16 protein-coding genes are annotated in these 20322 nt (G+C 73.1%); 9 read left to right on the top strand and 7 right to left on the bottom strand.

Annotated features, from left to right (window positions below):
- Positions 1-74 precede the first annotated feature (74 nt).
- Together AC069R_RS23115 and AC069R_RS23110 are read left to right on the top strand one after the other, a co-directional pair.
- Complete coding sequence (locus AC069R_RS23115; RefSeq protein WP_478768699.1) at positions 75-1304, top strand: cytochrome P450; 1230 nt, start codon at positions 75-77, stop codon at positions 1302-1304.
- A 12-nt stretch (positions 1305-1316) separates the two neighbouring features.
- Positions 1317-1535: a ferredoxin gene (locus AC069R_RS23110; protein ID WP_478768698.1), complete on the top strand. Its 219-nt coding sequence runs from the start codon at positions 1317-1319 to the stop codon at positions 1533-1535.
- A 526-nt stretch (positions 1536-2061) separates the two neighbouring features.
- On the opposite strand, the gene AC069R_RS23105 is transcribed toward AC069R_RS23110, so the two are convergent.
- Positions 2062-2619: a carboxymuconolactone decarboxylase family protein gene (locus AC069R_RS23105; protein ID WP_478768697.1), complete on the bottom strand. Its 558-nt coding sequence runs from the start codon at positions 2617-2619 to the stop codon at positions 2062-2064.
- Positions 2620-2669: 50 nt separating this feature from the next.
- A complete protein-coding gene (locus tag AC069R_RS23100; protein WP_478768696.1) occupies positions 2670-4124 on the bottom strand; it encodes a CoA transferase in 1455 nt (484 codons plus the stop codon).
- Positions 4125-4279: 155 nt separating this feature from the next.
- Between AC069R_RS23100 and AC069R_RS23095 the strand changes: the two genes are divergently transcribed.
- Genes AC069R_RS23095 through AC069R_RS23085 form a run of 3 tightly spaced genes read left to right on the top strand, consistent with a single transcriptional unit; the run spans position 4280 to position 10647 of the window.
- Positions 4280-4543 (top strand): acyl carrier protein, encoded by a 264-nt coding sequence (locus tag AC069R_RS23095; protein ID WP_397982547.1) that lies wholly within the window; start codon positions 4280-4282, stop codon positions 4541-4543.
- Between the two features lie 24 nt (positions 4544-4567).
- Positions 4568-9088, top strand: coding sequence for a type I polyketide synthase (locus AC069R_RS23090; RefSeq protein ID WP_478768695.1), 4521 nt, complete (start codon positions 4568-4570; stop codon positions 9086-9088).
- Positions 9085-10647: a long-chain-fatty-acid--CoA ligase gene (locus AC069R_RS23085; protein WP_478768694.1), complete on the top strand. Its 1563-nt coding sequence runs from the start codon at positions 9085-9087 to the stop codon at positions 10645-10647. The genes AC069R_RS23090 and AC069R_RS23085 overlap by 4 nt, the downstream gene beginning before the upstream one ends.
- 61 nt (positions 10648-10708) lie before the next feature.
- On the opposite strand, the gene AC069R_RS23080 is transcribed toward AC069R_RS23085, so the two are convergent.
- The 3 genes from AC069R_RS23080 to AC069R_RS23070 form a co-directional block, all read right to left on the bottom strand.
- Positions 10709-11674, bottom strand: coding sequence for an alpha/beta hydrolase fold domain-containing protein (locus AC069R_RS23080; protein WP_478768693.1), 966 nt, complete (start codon positions 11672-11674; stop codon positions 10709-10711).
- A gap of 211 nt (positions 11675-11885) precedes the next feature.
- On the bottom strand, positions 11886-13340 hold the full coding sequence (locus tag AC069R_RS23075) for a flavin-containing monooxygenase (RefSeq protein WP_478768692.1): 1455 nt from the start codon (positions 13338-13340) through the stop codon (positions 11886-11888).
- A gap of 396 nt (positions 13341-13736) precedes the next feature.
- Entirely contained in the window at positions 13737-14606 is an 870-nt protein-coding gene (locus AC069R_RS23070; RefSeq protein WP_478768691.1) for an AfsR/SARP family transcriptional regulator, read from the bottom strand.
- Positions 14607-14965: 359 nt separating this feature from the next.
- On the opposite strand from AC069R_RS23070, the gene AC069R_RS23065 reads away from it, so the two are divergent.
- The 3 genes from AC069R_RS23065 to AC069R_RS23055 all read left to right on the top strand — a co-directional run bounded on the left by AC069R_RS23065 (position 14966) and on the right by AC069R_RS23055 (position 17346).
- Positions 14966-15964, top strand: a complete 999-nt coding sequence (locus AC069R_RS23065) for an LLM class flavin-dependent oxidoreductase (RefSeq protein ID WP_478768690.1) — start codon at positions 14966-14968, stop codon at positions 15962-15964.
- Entirely contained in the window at positions 15961-16737 is a 777-nt protein-coding gene (locus AC069R_RS23060; RefSeq protein ID WP_478768689.1) for a thioesterase II family protein, read from the top strand. The genes AC069R_RS23065 and AC069R_RS23060 overlap by 4 nt, the downstream gene beginning before the upstream one ends.
- Positions 16738-16803: 66 nt before the next feature.
- A complete protein-coding gene (locus tag AC069R_RS23055) occupies positions 16804-17346 on the top strand; it encodes a flavoprotein (protein WP_478768688.1) in 543 nt (180 codons plus the stop codon).
- Here the strand turns inward: AC069R_RS23055 and AC069R_RS23050 are convergent.
- Both AC069R_RS23050 and AC069R_RS23045 read right to left on the bottom strand, forming a co-directional pair.
- Positions 17343-18200: a hypothetical protein gene (locus tag AC069R_RS23050; RefSeq protein ID WP_478768687.1), complete on the bottom strand. Its 858-nt coding sequence runs from the start codon at positions 18198-18200 to the stop codon at positions 17343-17345. The genes AC069R_RS23055 and AC069R_RS23050 overlap by 4 nt on opposite strands.
- A 139-nt stretch (positions 18201-18339) precedes the next feature.
- Complete coding sequence (locus AC069R_RS23045; RefSeq protein ID WP_478768686.1) at positions 18340-19146, bottom strand: endo alpha-1,4 polygalactosaminidase; 807 nt, start codon at positions 19144-19146, stop codon at positions 18340-18342.
- A 101-nt stretch (positions 19147-19247) separates the two neighbouring features.
- Here AC069R_RS23045 and AC069R_RS23040 point away from each other — a divergent pair, with 101 nt between their 5' ends.
- Positions 19248-20216, top strand: a complete 969-nt coding sequence (locus AC069R_RS23040; protein WP_478768685.1) for an aldo/keto reductase — start codon at positions 19248-19250, stop codon at positions 20214-20216.
- Positions 20217-20322 lie beyond the last annotated feature (106 nt).

Below are 20322 nucleotides of genomic sequence, written 5' to 3'. Positions count from 1 at the left end.
TCATCGACCCATAGGTGCCTGAGGCATCTAATGAAGATCGGCACGACGCACCTCTTCGTCTGCGAGGTCTTTCCATGACGGAACTGACGGACATCACCGGCCCGGCGACCCCGGCCGACCCCGTCGCCTTCCCGCAGGACCGTTCCTGTCCCTACCACCCGCCGACCGGATACGCGCCGCTGCGCGAGCAGCGGCCCCTGGCCCGCGTGACCCTGTACGACGGGCGCGAGATCTGGATGGTCACCGGGCACGCCGCCGCCCGCGCCCTGCTCGCCGACCCCCGGCTGTCCAGCGACCGCCGCCGCGCCGAGTTCCCCGCCATCTCCCCCCGCTTCGAGGGGGTCCGCGACCGCCGGGTGGCGCTGCTCGGCCAGGACGACCCCGAGCACCAGCGGCAGCGGCGGATGATGATCCCGTCGTTCACCGTCAAACGCGCCGGCGGGCTGCGGCCCGGCATCCAGCGGATCGTGGACGGACTGCTGGACGCGATGATCGAGCAGGGCCCGCCCGCCGAGCTGGTCTCCGCCTTCGCGCTGCCCGTGCCGTCGATGGTGATCTGCGATCTGCTCGGCGTGCCCTACGCCGACCACGAGTTCTTCGAGGAGCAGTCCCGCCGGCTGCTGCGCGGCCCCACCGCGGCGGACAGCCAGGGCGCCCGCGACCGCCTGGAGGAGTATCTCGGCAATCTCGTCGACGCCAAGGCCCGGCAGTCCGAGCCCGGCGACGGAGTCCTCGACGACCTCGTCCACCAGCAGCTCGCCCAGGGCACCCTGGAGCGCGCCGACCTCGTCTCGCTCGCGGTGATCCTGCTGGTCGCGGGCCATGAGACCACCGCCAACATGATCTCCCTCGGCACCTTCACCCTGCTGCAGAACCCTGGCCGGCTGGCCGAGCTGCGCGCCGATCCGGCGCTGCTGCCCGCGGCCGTCGAGGAGCTGATGCGGGTGCTGTCCATCGTCGACGGGCTGGCGCGGGTGGCGCTGGAGGACATCGAGATCGACGGCACCACCATCCGGGCCGGTGAGGGCGTCTTCTTCTCGACCTCGGTGATCAACCGGGATCCGGGCCAGTACGCGGACCCCGACGTCCTGGACTTCCACCGGCCCACCCGGCACCACGTGGCGTTCGGGTTCGGCATCCACCAGTGCCTGGGCCAGAACCTGGCCCGCGCGGAGCTGGAGATCGCCCTCGGCACGCTGCTCGCCCGGCTGCCGGGACTGAAGCTGGCGGCACCCGCCGAGGAGATCCCGTTCAAACCCGGCGACACGATCCAGGGGATGCTGGAACTCCCCGTGACCTGGTAAGAGGCTCAGCTCATGCACATCGAGATCGACAAGAACGTCTGTATCGGCGCGGGCCAGTGCGCGCTGACCGCGCCGGGCGTGTTCACCCAGGACGACGACGGGTTCAGCATGCTGATCCCCGGCCGCGAGGACGGCGCGGGCGACCCGAACGTCCGCGAGGCGGCCCGCGCGTGCCCGGTGGGCGCGATCACCGTGACGGACTCCGCCCCGGCGCAGGCACAGGCGGACTGACCGGGCCGGCGGCACGCGCGTCGGGCGGCCGGTGAGCCGCGTCGGCGGGGCGGCTCGCGTTGGCGGGGCGACTCGCGTTCGCGGGGTGACTCGCGTTCGCGGGGCGGCGGCGCCCGGACCGGCCATCGTACCGACCGGGCGCGTCGCCTCGTACCGGCGGCTGTCCTGCCGACCGGGTGCCGCGCGTTGGGCTGGCCGTCGTACCGACCGGGCGCGTCGCCTCGTATCGGCCGTTGTGCCGTCCGGGGTGCCGCGTTGGGTCGGCCGTTGTGCCGACCGGGGTGCCGTGCGTTGGGCCGGCCGTCGTGCCGACCAGGCGCGTCACCTCGTACCGGCCGTTGTACTGACCGGAGCGCGTCGTCTCGGGCCGGCCGGCGTGCCGACGACCGGGCGCCGCGACCCGGACCGGCCGGCGTGAGCCACCGGTGGTCCGGGGCGCGCCGGCCCGGTCGTGTGGCTGCCGCCCCGGTCGGGCGGGACGGCGTGCCGGGCCCCCGCCGCAACCGGCCCGACCCGGACCGTCGGCTCACTCGGCGTGCATGCTCTGCGCCATCCGTACCAGTTCGTCGCTCTCCGCCGCGTCGATCTCGACGTCCAGGACGGTGCAGACGCGCGCCAGCAGGAAGTAGAAGCCCGCGAGGACGAGGGTCTCGACGATCTGTTCCTCGGTGTAGTGGGCGCTGACGGCCGCGTACCGGGCGTCGTCCACGACCGGCGAGGCGGCCGCGGCGGCGGCGAAGCTCACCAGGGCCCGCTGGGCCGGGGTGAAGACGTCGGCGTCGTACCGCCGGGCGCGCAGGGCCGCGCGCTGGTCGTCCGTGACACCCGCGGCCCGTGAGATGGGCACGTGCTGCGCCCACTCGTACTCGGCCTCGAAAACGGTGCCGTAGGTGAGGATGAGCAGCTCGCGGTCGATCGCGTCGAGGCTGGCGTCGGCGAACAGCGCGGCGCCCAGCCGGGCGATCTGCGTGACCGACCGGGGCACGTGCCCGAGCATCCGGTACACGTTGATGACGCGCCCCTGGCTGAGCGAGCGCAGCGATTCGGGCAGGGCCTCGGTGTCGAGGCAGGGGATCCGGGACATGGGGTCTCTCCTTGGGGCGGGAAGGGTCGGGGTGGGCCGCGCGGTGGGCGTCAGGACGTGCGGTCGTCGAGCCAGCGGGGCTGCGAGGAGCCGCGGGGGACCAGCAGCGGGCCGCGCCAGGCGGGCGGCGTCTCGCTCAGCGTCACCGGCGGTGCCACCAGGGAGAGTTCGCCGAGCGGGGTCGTCCGGGTGAGGCGCCGGGGCCCGGGCAGCGGCGCCACGGGCAGCAGCCGCTCGGTCTGCTCGCGCGTGAACGTGCCCAGCTCGTAAGCCCAGTTGGAGACGCCGGCCAGGGAGACCCGGACCCGGTAGCTGCCGCCCTCCTGCGCGCGGCGCAGGACCGCGCTCATGACACCGGCGGCGACGAGATAGGCGGCCAGGTAGTCGTTGAGCATGCGGCCGGGCGGCAACTGCGGGCGCCCGCCCTGCCGTTCACTCCAGTTGACCCCGGTCAGAGCCTGGGCGTGCTGGTCGAAGCCGCCCCGCTCCTGCCAGGGGCCGCTGTGGCCGTAGGCGCGCACGGAGACTTGGATGAGGCCGGGGGAGAGCTCGGCGCACTCCTCGGGCCCGAGCCCCAGCCGGGCCATCTTGGCGGCCCGGTGGTTGTGCACGAACACGTCCGCGGTGCGCAGCAGTTCCTCGAAGGCGCGCCGGCCGTCGGCGTCGGAGGCCAGGGCGAGCCGGGCCGAGCGCAGGCCGACGCCGGTCTCGTTCCAGCACAGGTCGTGGTCGAAGGCGTTCGGTTCGCACACGTGCAGCACGTCGGCGCCCTGCTCGGCGAGGACCCGGCCGGCCGCGGTGCCCGCGAAGACGTGGGTGAACTGGAGGGAGCGCAGATTGGACAGCGGCTGTGCGCCGGCCGGCAGCGGACGCGGCGGGGCGTCGCCCACGCGCTCGACGGCCACCAGCGGCTCGTCCAGCACGGCCCGGCCCTGCGGATGGGCGAGGAACTCCTCCCGGCTGCGCACGATCGCGAGGGGTACGCCACGGGCGGCCGCCTCCTCCTCCAGGTCCCAGGAGACGCGGTTCGCGACGGCGGCGCCGATGTGCTCGCGGGTGTGCGCCGTGCCGAGCATGTCGAGGAAGGCGTCGCGGGTGCTCGGATAGCAGGCGATCGGGATGGCCCAGCGGTCGTCCGCCGTGCGGTACAGGTCCCACAGCGCGGGGGCGAGACCGCCGCCGAGCCCGAGCACGCTGCCCATGTTGGAGCCGTAGCCGTTCAGCGTGTTGCCGCCGCCGAGGTAGGGCGTGAGCTGGTGCATCGCCTGGGCGAGGTCCAGCCCGAGGCGCTGCGGGCGGCCCGTCGCGCGCTGCCAGATCTGTGCCGCGCCGACGGCGGCGGACAGCAGGGCGATGCCCATGGCCGAGCCCAGCCGGATGGTCGACGGCACCAGCGGATCCCGTCCGCGCACGACGAGTTCGCTGACCGCGTCGTCACGCGACAGGCCGAGCGACTTCAGGGTCCTGTCTAATTCACCGATCAGATCGAATTCGTTTTCTTCCATGCCCGGAAACATAGCACCGACAGGATGGCCGTAAACCGGTCGGACGCTATCATCAGCCGGCTATCAGTTCACTATCAGGAAGGGCTGGTTCGGTTGTTCTGAAGCAGTCGATTCGTAGAGAGGCGGTGACGTGGATGTCGCATGATTTTCCCGCTGTGGAGGAGCTCGACCACCTGCCGGAGCACGAGCGCCGGGAACTCATCGAAGACCTGGTGGTGGCGGAGTTCAAGAGCGCCCTTTTCATGACCGACCGCGAGGAGTTCGCCCTGGACGTGGGCTTCTTCGACCTGGGACTCACCTCGCTGCGGCTGAGCGAGGTGAAGCTTTCCCTGGAACGGAAACTGGGACGGGAGATTTCGACGGCCGCCCTTTTCGGCCATCCGACCGCCGGTCAGTTGATCGACCATCTTTGCGCCTGATCTTTTTCTGACCGGAGGGAATAAATGTCGGATACATCGAATCCCGCGGCGGCCGAGCTGGCCGCCGTGCGCGCCGAACTGCGGCGCAAAGAGGAAGCGCTCGCCGCCCATGCGGAAGCGCTCGCCGCGCTGGAACGCGAGAAATACGAACCCATCGCCATCGTGGGCATGGGGCTGCGTATTCCGGGCGGAAACGACGACGTCGACACGTTCGCCGAGTTCCTGCGCGAGGGCCGCTCGGGTATCGGGCCGCTGCCGGCCGGCGAGCGCCGCCAGATGGCCCCGGACGACACGGCGGACGGCGATGTGCCGCGTGGCGGTTTCGTCCGCGACGTCGACCGCTTCGACGCCGCCTTCTTCTCCATCTCCCCCAAGGAAGCCCCCTACATCGACCCCCAGCAGCGGCTGGCCCTCCAGACCGCCTGGGAGGCGCTGGAGCACGCGGGCATCGACCCCACCTCGCTGCGGCACGGCGACGCCGGCGTGTTCATGGGCGTCACCACCCTCGACTACATCTTCGAGTCCACCGACCTCGCCCCCGCCGACCTCGACGGCTACCTCGCGCCCGGACTGAGCCACAGCGCCGTCTCGGGCCGGATGTCGTTCTTCCTCGGGCTGCGCGGACCGTGCATGACCGTCGACACCACCTGCTCCTCCTCGCTGACGGCGACCCACCTCGCCGTGCAGGCCCTGCGCGGCGGCGAGTGCTCGATCGCGCTCAGCGGCGGCGTCAACGTCATCCACAACGCGCAGAACCACACCATCCTGAAGCTGGGCGGGGTGCTGTCCGCCGACGCGCAGTGCAAGACCTTCGACGAACGGGCCGACGGCTACGCCCGCGCCGAGGGCTGCGGCGTGCTGGTCCTCAAGCGGCTCTCCGACGCGCTGCGCGACGGCGACACCGTGCACGCCCTGATCCGGGGCTCCGCGGTCGGCCAGGACGGCGAGAGCGCGGGTTTGGTGGCCCCCAACGGCGCCGCCCAGGAACAGGTCATGCGCTCCGCGCTGGCCCGCTGCCGCCTCACCCCCGGCGACATCCACTACGTCGAGGCCCACGGCACCGGCACCGCGCTCGGCGACCCCACCGAGATGGACGCCATCAGCGATGTGTTCGCGAAGTCCCACAACAAGGAACGGCCGTTGCTGGTGGGCTCGTTGAAGACCAACATCGGGCACATGGAGGGCGCCGCCGGGGCCGGCTCGCTCATCAAGGCGGTGCTCCAGCTGCGGGAGCGCACGGTCTTCCCGCACCTGAACCTCGTCACCCCCTCCCGGCGCATCGCCTGGGACGAGGCCCCCGTCACCGTGCCGACCGAGTGCCGCCCCTGGCCCGGCACCGGCCCCGGCCGCGCGATGGTCAACGGGTTCGGGGTGACCGGCACCATCGCCTCCGTCATCCTGGAGGAGGCGCCGCCCGCGCCCGCCGGCGAGGCCCCTGCCGACGCCCGCCCGAGCGCGGTGCTCACCCTCTCCGCCAAGAGCCGCACCTCGCTGCGCCGGCTCGCCGAACGCTACCTCGACCACCTGGAGCGCCACCCCGAAACTTCGCTCGCGGACCTGTGCCGCACCTCCAACACCGGGCGCGCGCACTTCCGTTACCGGATCGCCGAGGTGGTGGGCGAGCGGGCCGACGCCGTACGGGACCTGGGCCGGCGGGCGGAGTCGCTGGCCGCGGGCAGCACCCGCGGCGGCGGCTCGGCGAGCGCCCCGAAGGTGGCGTTCCTCTTCTCCGGCACCGGCACCCAGTACCCCGGCATGGGCGCCGCGCTCTACCGGCAGTACCCGGTCTTCCGCGCCGCGCTGGACGAGTGCGACGCCATCCTCACCCCGCTGCTCGGCGTCCCCCTCGGCGCGTTGATCCGCGGCGAGTGCGCGCGGCCCGAACGCATCCACGAACCCCGTTACCTCCAGCCCGCGTTGTTCAGCCTCGAATACGCCATGGCCCGGCTCTGGCTGTCCTGGGGCGTGCGCCCCTCCGTGCTGATGGGCCACAGCCTCGGCGAGTTCGCCGCCGCCGCCGTCGCCCAACTGTTCTCCCTGGAGGACGGCGCCCGCCTGGTGGCCGCCCGCGGTCGGCTGAGCGAGGCGGTGCGCAGCGAGGGCGGCATGGCGGCGGTCGGCGCGCCCGCCGCCGAGATCGCCCCGCTGGTCGAGGACTACCCGGACCTCACCATCGGCGCCGTCAACGGCCCCGGCCAGTGCCTGCTCACCGGCGGCCACGATGCGCTCGCCGACGCGGGCCGCAGGCTGGCCGAACGCGGAGTGAAATTCACCCCGTTGAAGGGCGCCGTGCCGTACCACTCGCCGCTGATGGCCCGGATCGTGGACGAGTTCCGCGCGGTGCTCGCGGGCGTCGAGTTCCGCACGCCCGGCATGGCCCTGGTGTCCAACGTGACCGGACGCGTGGCCCGCGGCCGGCAGATGGCGGACCCCGAGTACTGGATCAGGCACCTGCTCGAACCGGTGCAGTTCGAGGCCGGGGTACAGGCGGTCGACCAGCGCGGACGGCACGTCTTCGTGGAGATCGGCCCGTCCGGCGCGCTCACCGCGCTGGCCAGGACCTCGGCCGCCGACACCGACCACGTCTGGCTGAGCAGCACCTTCCGCGACGACCGCGACGGCGACATGATCCGCCGGTCCCTGGCCAAGGCGTACGAGGCGGGCGTGCCCGTCTCCTGGACCGGCTACCACGAGGGCGCCCCGAGCCGCCGGATCCCCCTGCCGTCGTACCCCTTCGACGGCAAGCGGTACTGGCTGCCCACCCCGCAGCGCCGCGCCGCCGAGGCCGCCTGGCAGGCCGAACGGACCGGCGAGGACCAGGGCGCGAACGGCGGCCTGTTCTACGAGCAGCACTGGATCCCCCAGACCCTGCCGGACACCCGCAGGGAAGGCAGGCGGGTCCTCGTCGCCGGGGGCACGGACCGGCTGCCGCGCGGGCTCGCCGAGGCCGCCGCCGCGCAGGGCGTCACCCTCGACGTCGTACCCGGCCACGCGGACCTCGCCGGGGCGCTGGCGGGCGAGCCGCCCACCGACGTGTGCTGGCTGTGGCGCGCCCACACCGGCGCGGAGCCGGGCGCGGCGCGGCTGCGCGCCGAGTCCGAGGCCAACTACCGAGATTTGCTCGCGGTGTTGGACACCCTGGCCGCCTCGGGCTTCGGCCGGGGTCAGCGGCTGTGGCTGGTCACCGAGGGCGCGCAGCACCTGCCCGGCGACAAGAGCACCGAACCGGCCGCCGGGGCCACCCTGTGGGGCTTCGGCCGCGCCCTGGGCGCGGAGTTCCCCGGCTACCGGGTGACCCTGGTCGACCTGGCGCCCGGAAGCGACGGCGGCGCCGGTCTGGTGGGGGAGTGGTCGGCCGCCGGGGAGAGCGAACTGGAGATCGTCCACCGCGACGGCGGACGCTGGGTACGACGGCTGCGCACGGCCGACCCCGTGCCCGCCGACTCCCGCCCCCTCACCGTCCGCTCCGACCGCACGTATGTGGTGGCCGGTGCCACGGGCATGGTCGGACGGGCCCTCGCCCGCCGCCTCGTCGCCCTCGGCGCCCGCCATCTGGCCCTGCTGAGCCGTACCGGCGGCCCCGCCCCGGACCTCGGCGACGGCGTCACGGTCCAGGTCCACGCCTGCGACCTCGGCTCCGCGCCGGACCTGACCCGCGTCCTGGCCGAACTCGCCGCGACCGCGCCCCCGGTGGGCGGTGTCGTGCACGCCGCGCAGGAGGCCGCGCGGGACCTGCCGCTCGCCCAGCAGACCTGGGAGAACCTGGACGCCGTCTTCCAGGCGAAGGTCTACGGCGCCTGGCTGTTGCACGAGGCCACCGCCGGCCTGCCCGAGCTGGACTTCTTCCTCGGCTGCTCCACGGCCGGCGCCCTGTTCGGCGCCGCCACCCAGACCGGCGCCGGCGCGGGCGCCGCCTTCCTCGACCATCTGATGGCCCAGCGCGCCGGTGCCGGACTGCCCGCCACCGCCGTCAACTGGGGCCCGTGGGCGCCGCGGGAGCCGGGCCGGCAGCTCAGCTCCTCCCTGGTGCGCAGCTGGGAGGGCCAGGGCATCGCGCTCCTGGAGGAGGACGAGGCCACCGACGCGCTGCCCGCGCTGCTGGACGCCGGGCGCGCCCAGGTCCTCATGGGCCGCTGCGACTGGAAGCGGTTCGTGGCCCGCAGGGCGCCGAGCGCGCTGTTCGCGGAGCTGGTCCCGGACCGTGCCGCGGGCGGCGTGCCGACGGGTGTCGACGCGCTGAGCGAGGCGCCGGGGGCCGCCCGCTCGGCCGGGATCAACGCGATCGTGCGGGCCCGGCTCGCGGACGTCCTGCGCTTCGAGTCGGCCGACGACATCGAACCCGACGCCGAACTGGCCGCCCTGGGCATGGACTCGCTCAACGCGGTCGAGATCCGCAACGCGCTGGAGGCGGCCTTCCGGATCACCCTGCCCGCGTCGGTCACCTTCGACCGGCCCGGCGTGGACCTGCTCAGCGCATACATCGACGAACTGCTGTCCGGTGCCCAGGCGCCGGCGCACGAGGCGGGAACGGGAGCACACCGATGACCACAGCGACGCGACCGCGCACCCTGGGGGAAGTGATCGCCCTCCAGGCCGACCTCCGGCCCGATCAGCCGGCCGTCCTGTGCGCCGGACGGGCCCTCACCTACCGGGAGCTGGACCGGGAGAGCGCGCGCACGGCCGAGGTGCTGCGCGCGGCCGGGGTCGTACCCGGCTCGCGGGTGGGCTACCTCGGCAAGGAGGCCGTCGAGTACTGGGAGCTGGCCTTCGCCTGCGCGCGCACGGGCGCGGTCCTGGTCCCCGTCAACTGGCGGCTGACCCCGCAGGAGGTGGACCACATCCTGCGGGACTCCACCACCGAGGTGCTGCTGGTGGACGAGGAGCACCTGCCGGTGGCCGCCGAGGTGCGCGAGGGGCTGCCCACGCTGCGCACCCTGCTGTGCCTGGACGCCGACGCGGCGGGCGCCGAGTCCCTGGCCGCTCGCAAGGACGCGGTGTCCGCCACCGGGGAGCCGGCTCCGGCCGACGGCGAGACCCCCGTCGTACAGATCTACACCAGCGGCACCAGCGGGCTGCCCAAGGGCGTCGTCCTGCCGCACCGCAGCTTCTTCAACGTCGCCGAGGCGATGGACGACAACGGCCTCGACTGGCTCGACTGGAAGCCCGGCGACCGCAGCCTGATCGGCCTGCCCGGCTTCCACATCGGGGGCCTGTCCTACGCGATGCAGGCGTTCAACGCCGGTGCCACCGTGGTCTCGCTGCCCGCCTTCATCAGCTCCGACGCGGTGCGCGTGATCGAGGAGGAGAAGGTCACCACCGGCATCGTGGCGCCCGCCATGCTGGAGCTGATGCTCCTCGAACCGGCCGCCGCCAGGGGCGCCCTCGGCTCGCTGCGCAAGCTCGTCTACGGCGGCTCGCCGATCGGCGAGGACCTGCTGAGCCGGGCGATCGACGTCATGGACTGCGACTTCCTCCAGATCTACGGCAGCAGCGAGACCGGCAACTTCGCCGTCTGCCTGCCGCCCGCCGACCATGTCCCCGGCGGTCCGCGGCTGCGCGCGGCGGGCCGCCCCTATCCGGGGATCGAGGTGCGCATCGAAAACCCCGAGGGCCGGGTGCTGCCCACCGGGAAGGTCGGCGAGGTCTGTGTCCGCACCCCCGCCCGGATGCTCGGCTACTGGCGGCTGCCCGAGGCCACCGAGCGCACCGTGGTGGACGGCTGGGTGCACATGGGGGACGCCGGCTACCTCGACGAGGACGGCTACCTCTACGTCCGTGACCGCGTCAACGACATGATCATCGTGGCGGGCGAGAACGTGTACCCGAAGGAGATCGAGGACGCCCTCGCCCAGCACCCCGCGGTGGCCGGGGCCGCCGTGGTGGGCCTGCCGCACGAGCGCTGGGGCGAGTCCGTGCACGCACGGGTGGTCCTGGAACCGGGCGGGCAGGCGGGAGCCAGGGACCTGCACCTCTTCCTGCGCGGCCGGCTGGCCGACTTCAAGATGCCCACGTCGTACGACTTCGCCGACGCCCTGCCCCGCAACCCCAGCGGCAAGGTCCTGCGCCGGGCGGTACGCGACGAACTCCGCGCCGCCCGGGGCTGATCGGCACCTTTCCCGTACGACACCGGCCCGCCCCCTGACCGAGGGGGCGGGCCGGTGCGGTTCAGCCGTGGAGGTGGCGGCGCAGGTAGGTGTGCCAGGTCTGTTCGAAGGTCCGGGTGAGGGCCGACTGGGGGGCGAACACGTCCCAGGAGTGGTAGGCGTGAGCGTAGACGTGCAGGTCGACGGGGACGCCGGCGGCGATCAGCCGCTGCGCGAAGGCGATGTCCTCGTCCCGGAAGACGTCGAACTGGGCGACGGCGATGAAGGTGTCCGGCAGACCGGCGACATCCGTGGCGCGACCGGGCGCGCAGTACGGGTGCACGTCCGGCGCTCCCGCCCGCTCACCCAGCACCGCGGCCCAGGCGTACAGGTTCTCCCGGCGGTCCCACACGCCGAGGTCCACGATCTCGTGGCTGGACCGGGTCTCGTTGCGGTCGTCCAGCATCGGGTAGTTGAGCGACAGCAGCCGCGGACGGCGCTCACCGCGGTCGCGGACCATGAGCGCGGCGGCCGTGGCGACCGCCCCGCCGCCGCTCGCCCCCGCGAGCCCGATCCGGTCGGGGTCGATCCCGTGCCGGTCGGCGTGCGCGGCGAGGTACGTGTACGCCAGGTGGCCGTCCTCGGCCGCGCCCGGCGCCGGGGTGGCCGGCGCCAGCCGGTAGTCGACCGCGGCCAGTACGACGTCGAGCCGCAGCGCCAGGTCCGCGGCGTACGCGCGGGCCGTGCGGTCGTGGGCGCTGCCGAGCACCTGCCCGCCGGCGTGGAAGTACACCAGGGCCGGCCGGACCCGGCCGGTGTCGCCGGGGTGGAACAGCAGCACGTCTAGCAGGCTCCCGTCCGCGCGGGCGAGCCGCAGCGTCCCGGTCTTGACGCGCGGGTCCGCGTCGGGCGCGGGAAGCCACTCCTCGGCCGCCGCCACCCGCGCGCGGCACGCGGGGATGTCGGAGAGGTCCAGCAGGGCGCCGTTCGGGGCCTTGGGCAGAGCGGCCAGCGCGGCGGCGAGTTCGGGGTCGATGTCGTAGGCCATGGTCTGTTTCCTTCCCGGAGGCGGAACGAGGGACGACGCCCGAGGCGGGGACCGCGGCCGGACCGGCTACACCGGCGACACCGGCGTGCGCCGGCCGTGAACGCGCGGGCGGCACCGGGGCGTTGCCGCCGCTCGGGAACACCGAGCGCGACGCGGCCGCGGTGCCGCCCGGAGCCCTGCCCGGCCCCGCCGGGCGCGGAACGGGAAGCGCCTAGCGGGTGTAGTCCCGCGGCTCGAAGACGGCGGTGCGCTCCCGGTACGCCTCGATGCTGGCGGGCCAGTTGTTGACCACACGGCCGTCGCCCGTCTTGTACCAGCTCCCGCAGCCGGCGGCGAAGGCGGTGCCCGCGAGGTCCCGCTGAAGCTGCTCGTTGTAACGCCGCTGCACCTCGGGGACGACGTCCAGGACGCGGGCCGGGTCGCCGTCGAGGGAGCCGAGTGCCTTGAGCACGTAGTCGATCTGGCACTCCACCATGAACAGGATCGAGTGGTGGCCCAGGTTGGTGTTCGGGCCGTAGAGCATGAACATGTTGGGGAAGCCGCTGACCGACACCCCGAGATACGCCTCGGGTCCGTCCTTCCACGCCTCGCGCAGGGTCAGCAGGTTCCGTCCGACGATCTCCGCCCCGCCGGTGCGGTCGAGCGGCTGGAAGCCGGTGGCGTGCACGATCACGTCGACCTCGTGCAGCCGTCCGTCCGCGGTCCTGATGCCCTCCGGCTCGATCCGCGTGATCGGCTCGCAGACCAGCTCGACGTTCTCGCGGGAGACCGCCGGGTAGTAGTCGTCGCTGATCAGCACCCGCTTGCAGCCGAACGCGTAGTCGGGGGTGAGCCGGTCGCGCAGCCGCTCGTCGGCGACCTGAGCGGCCAGGTGCTCCCGCGCCACCCGCAGGAACTCGTCGCGCACCGGGTTGCCGTCGTCGCGCAGGCCGACGGCCCAGCCGTCGCGCTCGCGGTACAGGCCCTCGCGCAGCGCGGCGTAGCGCTCCGGCCGGGCGAGCAGTCCGGCACGCTCGTCGTCGCTCAGCGCCTGGTCCTGGCGCGGCAGCAGGTAGTTGGCGGACCGCTGGAACACCGTCAGCCGCTCGGTGTCCGGCGCGATGGCGGGCACCAGCTGGACGGCGCTGGCCGCGCTGCCGATGCAGGCGACCCGCTTGCCCGTCAGCTCCAGGTCTCCGGGCCAGCGGGCCGTGTGCACCTGGGTGCCGGCGAAGCGCTCCGCGCCCTCGATGCCCGCCCAGGCCGGCAGGTTGAGCTGGCCCCACGCGGTGATCAGCACACGGGCCCGCACCTGTTCGCCGCGGGCGGTGCGCAGCAGCCAGCGGCCGTCCTCGTCGGACCAGGTGGCATGGGTGACCTCGGTGCCGCAGCGGATGTGCTCCGTCAGGCCCTGGCTCTCGGCGAACCGTTCGAGGTTGTGCAGGATCTCCGGCTGCCCGGCGTAGGTGCGGCTCCAGTCGGGCTGCTCGCCGAAGGAGTACCAGTACAGGTGGGACTGCACGTCGCAGGCCGCGCCGGGGTACGTGTTGTCGCGCCAGGTCCCGCCGATGGAGGCGGCCTTCTCCAGCACCGTGAACGTCTGCCGGCCGGCCTCCTTGAGACGGGCGGCCATGCCGAGGCCCGACATCCCGGCGCCGATGATGACGATCTCGAAGTCCTCGTCCATAGTCATCCCCTTCGTAGTGCCTCTTCCGCGCTCCACCCTGACCAGGGGCGCTGATCGACGACTGAAGAACGACTGATGGACCGGTAGGAGAATTTGTTCAGATGAATTGCAATGGAAAAGGATATGGAAAGTGAACCCTCGCCGATACGGAAAAGAAAGATGCCGGAGACGCTTTGACAGCGCTCTCTCCGACCTTCTGTCGGCTTTCTGCGCGGGGTATGCGCGGGGAATAGTCTGGCGCGGTGCGCTGACACGGAGCTGACGCGGCGCCGACTCGTCGGATCCGGCCCGGAAGGGGAATGCGGAACGAGGCTGCGGCAGCACGCCCCCGGCGGTTTTCCGGGCGTACTGCCGCAGCCTCGTCGCAGCGGTGGGCGCGGCGTGCGGACGGCGCCGTCAGGCGGGCACGGCGGCGTCCAGCGAGGGTGCCTGGTTGAGGATCTGCTGGAGCCGCTGGCGCAGCTTGAGCGAGGGCTCCATGCCCAGCTCGCTGGCCAGCCGGTGCCGCGTGCTGTTGTAGGTCTCCACCGCCTCGGCCTGCCGCCCGGTCCGGTACAGGGCCAGCATGAGCATCTCCGTCAGCCGCTCCCGCCAGGGGTGGATGGTGCGCATGCGCTTGAGCTCACTGATGCTGTGCACCGGGTCCGCCAGCTGTATCTCCAGCCACAGCTTGTCCTCGACCGCGCACAGCTGCTCCTCCTCCAGCGCCAGCGCCACGCTCTGTGACATGGGGCCCTGGGCGACGTCCTGGAAGGGTGCGCCGCGCCACAGCGCCAGCGCCTCGCCGAGCAGCCGGTGTGCCTGGCCGGGGGCGTGCCGGGCGCAGGTGCGGGCCTGGCCGACCAGCCGCCGGAAGGCCGCCGCGTCCGTCTCCTCGCCGCCCAGCTCCAGCACGTACCCCGACGAGCGCGTGAGCAGCTCGGGCGCCCGCCCGTCCGGGCCCGCCAGTTGCTGGAGGGTCCGGCGTAACCGGTAGACGTGGGCCTGGAGCGAGTTCTCGAAGGTGGGCGGGGGGTTCTCGCCCCACAGCTCGGTGTACAGCTGCTCGGCGGCCAGCGGCCGGCCGGGGCTCACCAGCAGCGCCGCCAGCAGGGTGCGCTGCCGGTTGCCGCCCACGGTGTGCGTACGGCCGCCGGTGCGCACCTCCAGGGGGCCCAGGAACGCGCACACCGGACGGGTCTGGACTTCGCTGTGCGCCGAAGGCCCGGAAGGCAGTCTCCGGTCGTTGTTCGGGTGGGCGTCCTCGAACTGCGAATAGCTGATCACTTTGTCCTCCTACCGTGCCGTACGCGGTTCCTTTAATTGACTCCAGTAATCTTCGCAACCGCAAGTATCGACAAGGGGGTGCCGTCACTTCCAGGCCAGTGCGTGTCCATTGCAACAATGCCGATTTCTGCCGGTGATGTAGGGGCGAACGGGCTCATACCGGACATCCGGATTGCGCGTTCCTTGCGTCCGGCTGCCGATTATCGAGCCCAGCCACGGCCGGTTAAGGCGCCGGGCCGGCGGATTTCCCCTTACCGCGCTTTCTTTCATCACGCGATCAGGAACCTGTCAGGTGCGGTTGCTTGGATCGCGGGTACCGCCGACCGCGACCGGAGAACGACCGGAGAAAGAGGTGCCTGATGGGGGCCGTCCGTGAGCCGCTGCGCGTGGGGGTCCTGTTGCCGACCCGCGAGCAGGCGATCCTCGGCGAGCACAGCGCCTCCTCCCTGCTGGACTTCGCGCGGCGCGCCGAACAGCTCGGCTTCGACTCCCTGTGGACGGGCGACTCGCTCACCGCCCGCCCGCGGCTCGACCCCCTGGTGGTGCTGTCCGCGGTGGGCGCGGTGACCCGCCGGGTGCTGCTGGGCACCGCGGCCATGGCGCCGGCGCTGCGGCACCCGCTCACGGCCGCGAGCATGGTCAGCAGCCTGGACCATGTCAGCTCCGGCCGGCTCGTCCTCGGGGTCGGATCCGGCTTCCCGGTGCCGGACACCGATGGGGAGCCGGCCGCCGCGGGCGACCCGCCGGCCGTCCGGGCCGGCACCCTCGACGAGGTCACCGCGCTGTGGCGGACGGCCTGGAGCAGCACCCGGCCCGGCGCGCCCAACCACTTCGCGGGCCGGCACTGGCAGGCGGAGGGCCTGGACCGGCTGATCTGCCCGGCCGCGCCCGACGGGCCCCCGCTGTGGCTCGCCACCGGCGCCGACAACGCCCGCGCGCTCGAACGGGCGGCCCGGCTCTACGACGGCTGGCTGTCCTCCCGTACCTCGGCCGAGTCCTACGCCGGCGCCCGGCGCCGCCTGGAGGACCTCTGCCGGCGCGCGGGACGCCGGGCCGGCGCGGTGACCCCGGCCCTGTACCTGACGGTCACGGTCGGCCCGGACGAGCAACGCGCCAGGGTCGAGCTGGACGACTACCTCGAACACTGCTATGGGCGCGCCCTGGAGCAGATGTCGGCCCTGCGCGCCTACGCCTGGGGCCCCAGCGAGCACTGCGCCCAGCGCCTCGCCGACTATGTGCGGGCGGGCGCCCGGCACATCCTGCTGCGCATCGGATCGCTGCGGCCGGAGACACACCTGCGGGAGATCGCGGACGTCCTCGTGTCCACGGCCCGCCAGACAGATCAGGAGAGCACATGAGCGCCACCGGCAGCACCCGGCGTGCCCGCTGGTTCACCACCGCCGGGGCCGATCCCCACGCCGACCACCAGGTGTTCCTGTTCCCGCACGCCGGCGGCACCGCCCCCGCCTACCAGGCATGGGCCGCCACCCTGCCCTCCACCATGGACGTGCGCACCCTGCAACTGCCCGGCCGGCAGGAGAGGTTGGGCGAGGCGCCGTTCACCGATCTGGCCCCGCTGCTGGACGCGCTCCTGGAGGTCTTCGAGGCCGAACTGGACGGCCGGCCCTATCTTCTGTTCGGCCACAGCTTCGGCGCGCTGCTCGCCTACCGGCTGGCCGTGGCCGCCGCGGACAACGGACTGCCCACCCCCGCGCTCCTCGCCGCCTCGGCCTGGGCCCCGGCCCTGGAACCGGCCGCCGAACTGGACCGGGTCGCCACCATGTCGGACGCCGAACTCCTTGACCGGGTCGGCCAGTTGGGTCTGATGCCGGAGGGTACGACGCTCGACCCGGCCACCCTCGCCTCGATCATGCCCGCGCTGCGCGCCGACTTCCTGGCCGCGGGCAGCCTGCGCGAGGACGGCGAACCGGCCCCCTGCCCGGTCGCGGCCTACTGCGGCACCACCGACCCCATCGTGGCACCCGGCGCCATGGCCGCCTGGGCGGACCACTCGGCCGACTTCCTCGGCGCGACCGAGTTCCCCGGCGGGCACTTCTACCTCTTCGACCACACCGTGGCCCTCCAGCACAGCCTGGAGCGCCATCTGCGCCGCCTGTCCGCGCGGATCTGACGACCGGCACGACAAGGCCCCCGCAACCGCGAGCCGTGCGCGGCCTCCGGTCGATACGCTCTCCGGGTGACCGAACACGCCGGGGCAGCCGGGAAGCCGTTCCTGTACGTCGTCGTCTGCGCGGCCGGTATCGCCGCCGGCGTCGAGGAGTTGATCGCCGCCGCGCAGGAGCGGGGCTGGGAGGTCGGGGTCATCGCCACGCCGGTCGCGATGGGCGGCTTCTTCGACGCCGGGGCGGTTCGGGCCCTCACCGGCAGGACCGTACGGTCCGCGTGGCGGTCCCCGGCGGACCCGCGGCCGTTCCCGGCGGCGGACGCCGTGGTGGTCGCGCCCGCCACCTTCAACACCGTCAACAAGTGGGCGGCGGGCATCGCCGACACCCTCGCCGTCAGCACCCTGTGTGAGGCCGCGGGCCTCGGCGTGCCCATCGCCGTACTGCCCTGTGTGGCCGACGCGCTGGCCGCCCATCCCGCCTACCGGGACAGCCTGGTACGACTGCGCGGGATGGGGGTGCGCTTCGGGGACCGGTACACCGGCGAGCCGGGCCCCGACGGGCGCCGCCCGGCGTTCTGCTGGACGAGCGCCCTGGACCTGCTGGAACGCGCCTAGGCGCAGGCCAGCTTGGGCCCCTCCAGCATGCCGCCGGTGTACAGCGCCTGGCCGTCCGGCATCCAGTAGCCCAGCTTGGAGACCACCGTGGAGCAGGTGGCGCCGACGGTGACACGGACCCGCACCCGCTCCGGGTGACCGGGCTGGAGCTCGGTCAGCGCGCAGTCCAGGGAGTAGGGCAGCCGGGTCTTCGCCGGGTACTTTCCGACCAGCGGGTTGACGCAGCGGGCGTCGGAGGTGGCGATCCGCACGCCGCTGCCCGCCTCGCCGATCAGCCCGAACCGGGCGCTGCCGTCGCCCTCCGCGCTGTCCCGGCGCACCGTGTAGGTCAGCGTGGTCGTGGTGCCGCGGCGCAGCGTGGTCCGGTCGACGGTGATGGCGTGCGTGGGCGGCGCCTTGGGCGCGGTCAGCGTCAGGGTGGCCCGCACCTGGCCCGTGAGGTCCACCCCGGCGGGCGCGGACCGTACCCGCACGGTGGCCGTGATGTCGTACGTACCGGGCCCCGGATAGTCGCCCGAACCGGGCAGCGCGCCGCCGGCCAGGGTCTTCCCGGAGCGCTTGGCGGTCCAGCTGCCGTTGGTGCGGCAGCTGTAGCGGACGCGGGTGCCGGCGCGGCCGCAGGAGGCCGGGGCGGAGACGGCGAACTGCGGGGTGCCGCTGCCCGCGCACAGGTTGACCAGCGCGTACTCCCCGTGGTCGCCGCGCAGCGTCCCGGCGACCGCGCACAGGGTGGCCGGGTCCTCGTCCTTCGGGGCGGGTGCCTCGGCCGGGTTTCCCCAGGCCGGGGTGACGAGGGCAAGGGGCAGCAGCGCCGCCCCGGCCAGTGCTCTCAGGGTGGTCGGACGAGTCGGCACCGCGTTCCTCCCAGGGGGCGGTCGTGACCGGCCGGTCGCCGGTCGCCTGCCCATGAGGATCGTCCGACGGTACGACTTTTCATCGCCTCCCACGCCGAACGGTCACCTGAGGGCAGCAACCCTCCCCTCCCGGCGGCCCCTAGCGCACCGCCCGTACGTACCCGGCGGTGCCCGGTGTGGAGACGTCGCGGTCCCGGCGGACGATGCTCAGCCGCTTGCCCCAGCCGGCCAGGGCCTTGCGCAGGCCGGACGCCGTGTACTCGATGTCCACCACCCGGTCCCCGAACGCCTTCGCGTACACCCCGCACTCGTCGTACTGCCCGCACTCCTCCGCCACCGCGAAGTCCAGCCCGGCGCGGCGCCGCTGCCCGGCGAGTTCGGAGGTGTTCTTCTGCGCGATGGCCAGGTGCCGGGCGTGCGCGTGCCGGGAGAGCAGGGCGATGAACGCGGTCGCGTCCGAGGCGGTGAGCAGTCCGTGGGAACGGGTGTAGCTGTCGTAGTTGTCCGGCTCCACGGCGTCGAAGCCCTTGCGCGCGCAGCCGTCGATCCAGCTGTTCACCCGCCGCGCCACCCGCTCGCGCTTGGCCGGGGTGCCGATGTCGAGCAGCGCCTCGTTCCAGTCCGTGTCCATGACGACCTTGCCGCGCTTGTCCCGCAGCAGCAGGTCGCCGGGCCAGGAGGCGCGTTCGGCGGGCTGGGCCTGGAAGGCGTTGACGTAGCAGATGTTGTACAGGCCCGGCGCGGGGGAGTCGGACCGGTCGCGGCTGACGATGCGGACGCCGGCCGGCGGGGGGTAGGCGCCGCCGATCTGGTAGTCGAACCCGGCGTGCCGGGGCGGCAGCCGCACCGAGGGCGGCTTCGCGCCGTCGCCCCCTCCGGTGGCGGCACAGCCCGTCAGCAGGGAGACGGCGACGGCCAGGACGACGAGTGGTGCGGCGCGGAACATGCCAGGATCAAAGCGTTGCCGCGCCGGGGCGGTCAAGCCGGTGCCCGGCCAGGTCGTAGGCTCGGCGGTGATCATCCGTCCCGAAGGCAGGAGCAGCAACGATGCAGTATGTGAAGCTCGGTTCGACGGGCCTGGACGTGTCGCGGGTCTGTCTGGGCTGCATGACCTACGGGGTGCCGGAGCGCGGCAACCACGCGTGGACCCTGGACGAGGAGGCCGCCCGTCCGCTGATCCGGCAGGCGCTGGAGGCGGGCATCACCTTCTTCGACACCGCCAACGTCTACTCCGACGGCACCAGCGAGGAGATCGTCGGCCGGGCGCTCAAGGATCTCGCGCACCGCGACGACATCGTGCTCGCCACCAAGGTGCACGGCCGGATGCGGCCCGGCCCCAACGGTGCCGGGCTGTCCCGCAAGGCGATCATGACCGAGATCGACCACAGCCTGCGCCGCCTGGGCACCGACTACGTCGACCTCTACCAGATCCACCGCTACGACCACACAACGCCCATCGAGGAGACGATGGAGGCGCTGCACGACGTGGTCAAGGCGGGCAAGGCCCGCTACATCGGGGCGAGTTCGATGTACGCGTGGGAGTTCGCCAAGGCCCAGTACACCGCGGAGCGGCACGGCTGGACGAAGTTCGTCTCCATGCAGGACCACTACAACCTGCTCTACCGCGAGGAGGAGCGGGAGATGCTGCCGCTCTGCGCCGACCAGGGCGTGGGCGTGCTGCCGTGGAGCCCGCTCGCGCGGGGCCGGCTCACCCGCGACTGGGGCACGGTCACCGAGCGCAGCGAGCACGACGCCTTCGGCAGCAAGCTGTACCAGGAGGGCGACCGCGAGATCGTGGAAGCCGTCACCCGGATCGCCGGTGCACGCGGGGTGCCGCGCGCTCAGGTGGCCCTCGCCTGGCTGCTGCACCAGAGCACCGTGACCGCCCCGATCGTCGGCGCCGGAAAGCCCCGGCACATCGAGGACGCCGTCGCCGCCGTCGAACTCACCCTCAGCGACGAGGAGATCGAGGAGCTGGAGCGGCCGTACACACCGCGGGCGATCAGCGGTCACTGAGCGCGTCGCGGGAACCGGCGCGGTGGGCCGGGCGGCGCGAACCCGTGCCGCCCGGCGCCCAGACCCCGGAACTTCTCGGGGGGAAAGGAGTGTGGCAGAGGGGGTG

This window comes from Streptomyces sp. NPDC043952, assembly GCF_056435325.1.
This window is presented reverse-complemented; position numbering and strand designations above follow the sequence as displayed.

Excerpts from the sequence above, each read along its gene's own strand:
- AC069R_RS23090 (WP_478768695.1), top strand. The coding sequence starts at position 4,568 with ATGTCGGATACATCGAATCCCGCGGCGGCCGAGCTGGCCGCCGTGCGC.
- AC069R_RS23075 (WP_478768692.1), bottom strand. The coding sequence starts at position 13,340 with ATGGACGAGGACTTCGAGATCGTCATCATCGGCGCCGGGATGTCGGGC.
- AC069R_RS23110 (WP_478768698.1), top strand. The coding sequence starts at position 1,317 with ATGCACATCGAGATCGACAAGAACGTCTGTATCGGCGCGGGCCAGTGC.
- AC069R_RS23115 (WP_478768699.1), top strand. The coding sequence starts at position 75 with ATGACGGAACTGACGGACATCACCGGCCCGGCGACCCCGGCCGACCCC.
- AC069R_RS23100 (WP_478768696.1), bottom strand. The coding sequence starts at position 4,124 with ATGGAAGAAAACGAATTCGATCTGATCGGTGAATTAGACAGGACCCTG.
- AC069R_RS23105 (WP_478768697.1), bottom strand. The coding sequence starts at position 2,619 with ATGTCCCGGATCCCCTGCCTCGACACCGAGGCCCTGCCCGAATCGCTG.
- AC069R_RS23040 (WP_478768685.1), top strand. The coding sequence starts at position 19,248 with ATGCAGTATGTGAAGCTCGGTTCGACGGGCCTGGACGTGTCGCGGGTC.
- AC069R_RS23060 (WP_478768689.1), top strand. The coding sequence starts at position 15,961 with ATGAGCGCCACCGGCAGCACCCGGCGTGCCCGCTGGTTCACCACCGCC.
- AC069R_RS23065 (WP_478768690.1), top strand. The coding sequence starts at position 14,966 with ATGGGGGCCGTCCGTGAGCCGCTGCGCGTGGGGGTCCTGTTGCCGACC.
- AC069R_RS23045 (WP_478768686.1), bottom strand. The coding sequence starts at position 19,146 with ATGTTCCGCGCCGCACCACTCGTCGTCCTGGCCGTCGCCGTCTCCCTG.
- AC069R_RS23080 (WP_478768693.1), bottom strand. The coding sequence starts at position 11,674 with ATGGCCTACGACATCGACCCCGAACTCGCCGCCGCGCTGGCCGCTCTG.
- AC069R_RS23085 (WP_478768694.1), top strand. The coding sequence starts at position 9,085 with ATGACCACAGCGACGCGACCGCGCACCCTGGGGGAAGTGATCGCCCTC.